1 protein-coding gene is annotated in these 258 nt (G+C 40.7%); it reads right to left on the reverse strand.

The genetic code is table 11. The annotated features are described in order from the left end of the window. Positions 1-258 (reverse strand): YidC/Oxa1 family membrane protein insertase (locus B4920_RS26875; RefSeq protein ID WP_173862726.1); only part of this gene is annotated, 258 nt, incomplete at both ends.

The following is a 258-nucleotide window of genomic DNA, read 5'->3' on the forward strand; positions in this document are numbered from 1 at the left end:
GCTCTTCTTTGTAGATGCGCATCATCTCTTGTGACATACGCATACGGTCATCACCATATTCTTCTTTTAAGGCTTGCAACCTTGGGGCAACTGCGCGCATTTTTGCCATCGAGTGATAGCTTTTATTGGCGATTGGCATTAACGCGATTTTAACCAATAAAGTGAGTACAATAATTGACCAGCCCCAGTTACCCAACACTTTATGCAAATTATCCAAAATCCAAAATAGCACTTTTGAAATCGGCCATAAAATACCGT

The organism is Zoogloea sp. LCSB751, assembly GCF_002028455.1.
Taxonomy (GTDB): Bacteria; Pseudomonadota; Gammaproteobacteria; order Burkholderiales; family Rhodocyclaceae; genus Zoogloea.